This window comes from Spirosoma oryzicola (genome assembly GCF_021233055.1).
Classification (GTDB): Bacteria; Bacteroidota; Bacteroidia; order Cytophagales; family Spirosomataceae; genus Spirosoma; species Spirosoma oryzicola.
This window is the reverse complement of the sequence record NZ_CP089538.1, coordinates 53,899-62,751: the sequence shown is the minus strand read 5'-3', so window position 1 is coordinate 62,751 and position 8,853 is coordinate 53,899. Positions and strand designations below refer to the sequence as shown.

General features: G+C 48.1%; 6 protein-coding genes. 1 reads left to right on the top strand and 5 read right to left on the bottom strand.

Annotation, left to right across the window (positions count from 1 at the left end):
• Positions 1 to 9: 9 nt before the first annotated feature.
• From LQ777_RS00270 to LQ777_RS00250, 5 genes are all read right to left on the bottom strand, one after another.
• Positions 10 to 2,199: a GumC family protein gene (locus LQ777_RS00270; protein WP_232560523.1), complete on the bottom strand. Its 2,190-nt coding sequence runs from the start codon at positions 2,197 to 2,199 to the stop codon at positions 10 to 12.
• Between the two features lie 9 nt (positions 2,200 to 2,208).
• Positions 2,209 to 3,027: a TolC family protein gene (locus LQ777_RS00265; protein ID WP_232560522.1), complete on the bottom strand. Its 819-nt coding sequence runs from the start codon at positions 3,025 to 3,027 to the stop codon at positions 2,209 to 2,211.
• Positions 3,028 to 3,409: 382 nt separating this feature from the next.
• Complete coding sequence (locus LQ777_RS00260; protein ID WP_232560521.1) at positions 3,410 to 4,618, bottom strand: glycosyltransferase family 2 protein; 1,209 nt, start codon at positions 4,616 to 4,618, stop codon at positions 3,410 to 3,412.
• Positions 4,619 to 4,838: 220 nt separating this feature from the next.
• The gene (locus LQ777_RS00255; RefSeq protein ID WP_232560520.1) at positions 4,839 to 5,756 is read right to left on the bottom strand and encodes a PfkB family carbohydrate kinase; all 918 of its coding nucleotides are present in this window, start codon (positions 5,754 to 5,756) and stop codon (positions 4,839 to 4,841) included.
• A gap of 102 nt (positions 5,757 to 5,858) precedes the next feature.
• Positions 5,859 to 7,055 carry a hypothetical protein gene (locus tag LQ777_RS00250; RefSeq protein ID WP_232560519.1) on the bottom strand — a complete coding sequence of 399 codons (1,197 nt, stop codon included), beginning with the start codon at positions 7,053 to 7,055 and terminating at the stop codon, positions 5,859 to 5,861.
• Between the two features lie 257 nt (positions 7,056 to 7,312).
• Between LQ777_RS00250 and cysS the strand changes: the two genes are divergently transcribed.
• On the top strand, positions 7,313 to 8,800 hold the full coding sequence (cysS, locus tag LQ777_RS00245; protein WP_232560518.1) for a cysteine--tRNA ligase: 1,488 nt from the start codon (positions 7,313 to 7,315) through the stop codon (positions 8,798 to 8,800).
• The last annotated feature ends 53 nt before the right edge of the window (positions 8,801 to 8,853 follow it).

Sequence of the window (8,853 nt, the reverse complement as noted above, 5' to 3'; positions counted from 1 at the left end):
GTCGGAGCACTACGAAATATTACGCTGAGACAGTAATGACCGTTCTGCACCGGAAGTAGGCTGTCTGATATCAGCTCGGTTGGGAACGTCAAGGTAATTATCCTCTACCCGGTTTAGCACCATCAGAATAGGTTGGTTTGTCACCCGAACGTACAGGCTTAGCAACTGTTTCTCTGCGCGTGCCCAGGCACTATTCGCATCAACAACCAGTAACGATAAGACGCTATTCTTAAGCAGGTAAACGGGTATCTGATTATTGATTAATGGCGGCAATTCAAGGACGATCCGATCAAACTGAGTAGCATCGAAGCCGTGGCTGTAGTCAACCAGGTAGTCGATGCCCGTAACGTTCATAAAATCGGGGCGAATCGTATACGGGAAAAACGTAATGCCGTTTACGCGCTCCTTCTGCTCTTTTCCGGTGACGCGCGGGTAGCAGTAAGCTACCTGCTGATCGGCTTCCGAGTACAATTGATTCAGCCCATTGGCTACCCAGGTTTTTCCCTGCTTCGACCCGATACTGAAAAGGGTAATGATGGGTGGGAATGGTTTGTCCGTAGCCTGCGCAATTTCGATGTTCACCGCGTTGAAAAGCTGTTCCAGCATGTTGCGGGTAGCCAGCGTCGCTTTGGAAAAAACGTTTGGTTTCTTGACGTGGGGAAACAAAGCCGTTACAGGCATACCGACCAGCGACTCGGCCTGCTCGGGTGAATGAATCCGGTTGTCGAGCCAGAAACGCAGAGCTGTCAGGAGCAAAGCGATAAAAATACCAACCCCCGCTCCAATGGCAATCAGCTGCATGCGTTTGGACACCTGCGGAGCCAGCGGGTAATCAGGAGCATCCATGATTTCCAGCGTTCCGCCGATGGCAATGTCCTGACGGCGGGTTTGGGATTGCTCTACCTGCTGCAACAGATCGAGGTACTCTTTTTCGGCAACGCTCAGATCACGCTGTAACTGGCGAAGCTGCGAGCCTAAAGGCGTGTACTCATTGGTCTTTGCCTGATACTCGTTCATCCGTTTTTTGTAAACCTGCAAACGAGCAACTGACTCTTCGTACTCCAATGATTTTGCCAATCGGTCGCTCGCCATCGTCTGCGCCGGAATGGCGTCCGATGCGTTGGTGGCCGCGTCGTACTTCTGAGCACTGGCTTTCAGTTCGTCGGATGCTTTGGCAACTTCTTCCTGCAATCGTGTAATTATATGCTTAGGCTGACCGTAAGCACGGGCATTCGATAGCTTATTTTCAGCGTTGGTCAGTTTTTTCTGTTTTTCGTTTAGATCGGCATTGGCAGCATTCATCGTTCCCTGCTGACCCATTCGACGGTTGAGCGCATCGAGAGCCGCTTTAGCCGCGTCTTTGCGCATTAACTCGTCGTTGTACTCTTTGATAAGCTCCTCCCGCGAAGTAGCGACGTTACTAGCCTCTTCTTCATAGTTCAATACCTTATGTCCGGTGTTGAACGCGCGTAGGTTAGCTTCCGCCCGATCAAGGGTTTCTTTGGCTTTCTGTAACTTATCCTCGTAATAATTGACGACGGAATTAGTTTCCGAGGTCTTCAGATTGGCGTATCGTAGGTTGAGCGCTTTGATAGCGTACACAAGCGTTTGCTGGGCTACCGCTGGATCGTTGGCCTCGTACTCCATCGTCAATACGTCGTTCGTATTTCTACGGGCCGACGCTTTCAGCTTCTCGCCGATCTGCTGGATGGAATAATGAGAATCCGATTTGATCAGTAACGACTTGATCGGGTTGTCCGATGGTGTTCTGGCCAGGCTGTCGATATAGCGATGCATGCTGACAGAATCGCTGTTCATCAGCAACATGTTCTGCCAGCTCGGCGGAATAGACTGGCGAAGTTCCAGAAAGCCAGGCTCAGAAAGCACTAGCGTGTCAGGTTGCTGAAGCCGTAAATGGTCGGTGAGCAGGTTCACACCGATCTGTAACAGCGTTTCTTTCGAATTGAGCGTAGTCAGGATGTTATCAATCGCGCTGGACGACCGATCAACAAAGCCCGACTGTTTATCCGACAGCAATGAATACCGAGAAACAAGGCCCGTGTAGAGCGTTGCCTGCGATTTATACACCTTCGGTTCATTCCGCGTAACGAAATAAGCCGTTCCCGCCGTTACACAGGGAATAAGGATAAACCAGAGTACATGCTGTTTTAGAAGCCGTAAAAATACCTCGACTGTCATACAATTCTATTAATTACGCTTCAACCGTTGAATGGGGACCCCCATCAATGTTTCGAAAATGTGAACGTTCTTCAAAAATTCGCCTTTGACCTGCTCCGATATGGTCTTCGTCTCTATGTAGCGACTCGTGGCACTTGCCAGCAGTTCAGCCGTTATTTTTCCTTTTTGAATTTCTATTTCGGCAATCCGGTAGGCTGCCAGCGAAGCCTGCTCATCAACGAGTCTTAGCTTAAGAATCTGCTGCGTCGTACTCATATCCTGATACAGTGTGATCAGCTCCCGCTTTATCTGCTGCTCAATGGTTTCTTTCTGAATAACAGCCGCCCGGTAATTCGAATACGCCTGCCGGAGCTGGTGTTTACGCCCAAACAGGTCATAAAGTGACATCCGCAGATCAACCCCTACCCGGTAACCATTCGCAATTTGTCCAATAGGGTCCCGGTTTATTATCGCCGTACCCGATGAGATGATGGATTGATTCCCTCCGGAGTAGTTGGCATACCCACCCAGATTCTGGAGTATTTGCACTTTAGACGATTGGTACGACGAATTCAGTGAGTTCGCAACTTCGTTCTGGTACTTGATCAACGGAGAGTTGGCAATGGCTATTTTCACCATCTCATCGAAAGGAAGCAGTTGAACGGCGATATCCTGATCAATATCCAGATAAACAGTGTCGTTAGCCAATCCGGTTGACTGTCCAAACATCATCAACCTTCTACCACTCGCTTTTTGGCCTAAACAAACGGCCGATGTAAGCGCAATTAATAAAGTCAGGCTAACAGAGTAGGATACGGTGATGAATAGCCTGGATAAAGAAAATTTCATTATAAAGAACGTTTGTAGAAAGCAACTACTTAACTCTCTGGCCCAATAAGGATGACAGCAGTTGTTTATAAAATATTCTTCTGTCTATCGTTAAGTTTGAGAATTGGTACTTTATCTACTTCTATAGTAGATTCTCGTAAACTTTTGACTATTAACTGCTCACTGTGTCACACTTAAAGCTGTGGCTATTTTATCTTTATAGTGTGAATACTAATTTTATGTATTCGATTATTGAAAAACAGGCTGTTTCAAAATAGAGCAAATTAGAAAACAAATCATTGATAATCAGTAACGTACAATATAAGTTATTAAACTAAAGAGCATATTTACCCAGCCAACGAATTAGTAAAACGAAGGAACAATTTTGGCTATAAATCTACGGTCAGGGTATTCTTACAGTATCAGTTGATTTGTCAGGGGCGCTCGTGTGAGGAGTGTGCATAAAGCTTTTAAAGGCTTTTCGCATATTGAAGATAGCACGGGCAAAGCGCAACATCAGCACCGGAATAAGCATAACCTCCCGCATGGTGACGCGCTTCCATAGATAATTGGGGACAGAAAGGATAAGGCTAGCAATTAGACCCAGCAGCGAAGCAATTGGAAGGCTACGCAGGGTAGGATCAGGTATTAGTAAGCCAATCAAGGAGCACAAAGCCAGTACGCCAAGAAGTATCACTCTGGGTAAGACCAACGCCTGAATAACTTTGAAGGCACTGGACATGCGCCCGTTCAACAGCTCGGTTATGCCACGTCTGAAATAAAATTTAAGGAATTGCCACTGAGCCGCAATCCACCGGGTACGCTGATTTTCGAAGACGGCCTGCTGCGCTACTTTTTCGTCGTAAACGAAGGCATCTTCCAGATAACCGATTTTATGACCGCTCAGTACGATGTTCATTTCCAGTTCTTTGTCATACCCTCCCATCGTGTGCAGGTTGGCCATGCAGCTTTTCATCAGAACAGGGTCAAAAGCCATTCCTGATCCAATAATTGACGATGCCAGACCTAATGCGCGGCTACCTTTCCGGAAAATATGGTTGTTGATCTCTTCACTAATGGCATCCAGTACAGCTACACTGGTATCGGTGTTTTTCGCGACCCGGTGCCCCTGAACGGCTTTCCATCCCTGCCCAAACGCAGCATTGATGCGACTCAGAAAATCAGCCGCCATGTGGTTGTCAGCATCCGATACGACTAGGATATCGTATTCGTGATCGGGTATCTGCGCAAGAGCCGCGTTGATGGCCTTGGCGACCGTGGATACCTCAAACGATACCTCGATTACTTTAATTGGTAGTGTAGCGAGTGTCGCCAGCGTATGCGGCTGGAACGAATCGGCGATAACAATCAGATCGAAACGGCTGGCAGGATAGTCCTGAGCGAGGTTAGCTTTAACGGAATCTACGATAACAGCGTCCTCCTTGTAGGCGGGAATCAGGACACCTATTTTTTTGAGAACCTGCGCCCGGCCAGGTAAGTAGTTGTCATCGGCCCGGCCAAGACGACCAGCTATGGCAAACACAGCCAGATATAATACACTAAGTGCTAAATAGCTTAAAAAGAATAGATACGCGAAGTAAATGATAGCCATAGTTGATCGATGTATTACTCAGCCACTTTTATAGTTTTACTAGTATTTAGCACAATAACACCCTATACGTACGCTATTTTGACGGGCAGGTATTTCCTTTAAGTCGTTATTAGTAACAAATATGATCAGTTTTTTTTGTTTTCCCTAAAAGAAAGAGCCGATAGTTTCATCAGAACAGAATTGACTATTGTTCTGACATAACTACCGGCTCCTAAGCGAGTTAATTTAGTCCAAAAGCCGACAATTTGACGAACTCATTGACCCGCTCCTCAATTTCTTCCTGCGTTAGGTTCATAATCCGTTCGGCACCAAATTTCTCTACGCAGAATGATGCCATAGCAGAACCGTAAATGATGCCCCGCTTCATGTTGTCGAACGAGATGTCGTCAGTTTTGCTCAGATAGCCGATGAAGCCACCCGCAAACGTGTCGCCTGCGCCGGTCGGATCGAATACCTCTTCGAGCGGTAAGGCGGGCGCAAAGAAAACGCGGCCTTCACTAAACAGTAAAGCCCCATGCTCGCCTTTTTTGATGATAACCGTCTTCGGTCCCATCGTTTGAATTTTGGCCGCTGCCTTCACTAACGAGTACTCCTTCGTCAGTTGCCGGGCTTCTTCGTCGTTGACAACCAACACGTCTACGAGCTTGATTAGACCCATCAGATCAGCATTGGCTATGTCAATCCAAAGATTCATCGTGTCGAGTACAATTAGCTTGGGACGGTTGTGCAGCCGCTCGATGACCATCTGCTGGATAGCCGGTGCTGTATTACCGAGCATCAGGTACTGGCAATTCTGATACGCATCAGGAATGATCGGATCGAAATGCTCCATCACGTTCAGCTGCGTTTCCAGCGTATCGCGGGTGTTCATATCGTTGTGATATTTTCCCGACCAGAAAAAGGTTTTTTCACCCTGGCGGATTTGCAATCCTTCGGTGTCGATTCCGTGCTGAAGCAGAATGTCGATCATCGACTGCGGGAAATCGTCACCCACCACGGCAACCAGATTATTTGCTTTCGTGAAGTACGAAGCAGACAGCGTGATGTACGTAGCGGCACCGCCGATGATTTTGTCGGTTTTGCCAAATGGGGTTTCCAGGGCGTCAAACGCTACGGAACCAACGGTAAGTAAGCTCATTGTTGTTTGTTTTCAGTTTATAGCTTTCATTTTTCAGTTCAAGCAACCGTTAACTGATAGATGCAGCAGCTAACCGAAACCCACGGACTGAAAACCGAGAACTTATTTTTTTCGTCCGATTACCGGACAGCGTTTAAAGGGCTTTGTCTCGTCGAAAAGTTTGCGGTAAGTCACGTGCGTTTTCACGATTTTTGACCCTAACTGACTGACAAAGCGAACCATAATTGGGTTGAAATCACCAACCCAGTTCATCTCTAACTCGGTGTATTGAAACTTCGGATTATGATCGGCTTCGTAGGGCATCCGTAGCGCAATGGCGGCTTCAACGCCTTTTCCCTGGTGTTCAGGGGCTACGCCAAACACCACACCAAACGCTTTGTGGTTGGTCCGAAGGAGCATATGCCACAGGAATTTCAGCTTGCCGATTAAATCAAGCTTGCCGTTGACATGCTTGAATACCTGATTGAGTTCGGGCAGACAAACGAAAAAAGCGACCGGCTCGCCCTGATAATAAGCGAAGTAAATAATATTTTCGTCAAGAACGGGCTTTAGCTTTTTCATCAGCAGTTGCGCCTGTTCAGCCGACATTTCTTTAACCCCGCTATGGCCGCCCCAGGCCGCGTTGTAAATATGCCTGAACTGCTCGGCCGCTGCGGGCAAATCTTTCTTGTCGATGGTCCGAAAACTATAATCCGGATTTTGGTAAACCCGTTGCGCCCGATCTTTTACCGCCTGCGACATATCGACCAGCTTGGCCCACGTTGTCGGAATACCAAACGTAAACTGCTTGAAATAATCCTGGAAGCCGTAGTTCTCGAAGAAAGGAATGTAATACGGTTTCGTGTAAGGCATGCAGTAGTTAGGCTCCCGCTCGAAGCCATCAACCAGCAAACCCCACCAGCGGTCGCGGTCACCGAAATTGATCGGGCCATCCATTGCTTCCATACCCCGGCTTTGCAGCCACGTTTTTCCGGCATCGAACAGTAAAAAAGCCGCTTTCTGATCGTCGATACACTCGAAAAAGCCCAGACCACCTGTCGGCTGGTCATTGCCCAGATTCGCAATTTCGCGGTCAACGAAAGCCGCAACCCGGCCAATTGTTTCACCTTTATCGGTCAGCAGTAAGTAACGGACACATTCGCCGTGCTCAAAACGCTTGTTGCGCGACGGGTCAAATACCTCCTCCACATCGGCATCCAACGGCCGAATCCAGTATGGATCATGGCGGTAAAGCCGCACGGGAAATTCGATAAATTCTTTCTGATATTTGGCGTTGGTGCCAACTTCAACTACCTGCATTACTGAGCCTAAGCGGAGAAAAGCGCGAAACAAAGCGCGAATATAACCAAAAGCATCCGGCTGTGTCCGTCAGGCTACCGTTTTCCGATTAACAATCCGTAACTTCGCCGTCACGAACAGGAATCTATTTGTTATGCTGATAAAGGCGATTCATCCCATGGTACCGCATTGTTGCGGCTGATCTGCTTACTCTTCTCATGAACACCAACCCGGTAAGTCGGGTCCTTTATCACGGCCTTAAAACAGTCAACCAACCAATGCAACCGTTATCGTTATACAATACGCTTTCTCGTAAAAAAGAACTGTTCGAACCAATCAATGCGCCCTACGTGGGCATGTATGTCTGCGGTCCGACGGTTTATAACTACGTTCACTTAGGCAACGTCCGTACCTTCCTGACGTTTGATACCTTATACCGCTATCTGACATTTATCGGCTATAAAGTTCGCTACGTCCGTAACCTGACCGACGTTGGACACCTGGTCGGCGACGGCGACGATGGCGAAGACAAGATTGGTCGGATGGCTAAGCTGGAAAAAGTGGAGCCGATGGAGATTGTACAGCGGTTTACGAACGATTTCCACACCGTCATGGCGCAGTTCAATACCATTTCTCCCAGCATTGAGCCAACTGCTACCGGGCATATGGTCGAACAAATTGAAGCCGTACAAAGCTTGCTGGAAAAAGGACTGGCGTATGAATCAAACGGTTCGGTTTATTTCGATATAGAAACCTATAATCAGCGGGGGGGCAACTACGGTAAACTTTCGGGTCGTATCCTCGACGATCTGCTGAATGAAACGCGGGAACTCGACGGTCAATCCGAAAAACGAAATCCGCTCGACTTTGCCATCTGGAAACGAGCCGCACCCGAACACCTGATGCGCTGGAACTCGCCCTGGGGAGCCGGTTTTCCCGGTTGGCACCTGGAATGCACCTGCATGAGTACCAAGTACCTGGGCAAGCAGTTTGACATCCACGGGGGCGGTATGGACCTCAAATTTCCGCACCACGAATGCGAAATTGCGCAGGGCGATGGTTTGACCGGACATGACCCCGTTCGGTACTGGATGCATTCGAATATGTTGACGGTCAACGGCCAGAAAATGTCGAAATCGTTGGGCAACTCATTCCTGCCCGCCGAATTATTTGCGGGTAGCCATTACTTGCTTGAGCAGCCGTACAGCCCCATGACGGTACGGTTTTTTATGCTGCAATCGCATTACCGCAGCACGCTGGACTTCTCCAACGAAGCGCTCAAAGCGGCTCAGAAAGGATACCGGCGGCTGGCTAACGGTTTGCGCGTTGTGAAAACGCTGGCCTACAAAGCAGATGACGCTGTTTCGCCGAGCGAAGACAAACAGCAGGATATTCGGCAGGCAGTACAGCAGTTTTACGAAGCAATGAATGATGATCTCAACACGGCAGTTGGTATTGCTCAGCTGTTTACGTTGTTGAAATACATCAATATGATTTACCTGAACCAGCTTCAGTCGGCTACGCTGGGCGAAGAGGTATTTAATCTACTGAAAGAGTCGTTTGTCTCGTTTATGCAGGACGTACTGGGCCTATTGGAAGAAGGAACCGATAACCAGCCGGTACTGGAGGGATTACTTGCCTTGTACCGCGAATACAAAGAGCAAAAGCAGTACGATAAAGTGGATCAGATTCGTTCGTATTTCAAAGCGCAGGGACTGGCCATCAAAGACATGAAGCATCAGATCGACTGGGCCTACGAAGAATAACAGCATCAATCTCCAGATTGATCGACCAAACTATATGTGATTAATAACAGGGG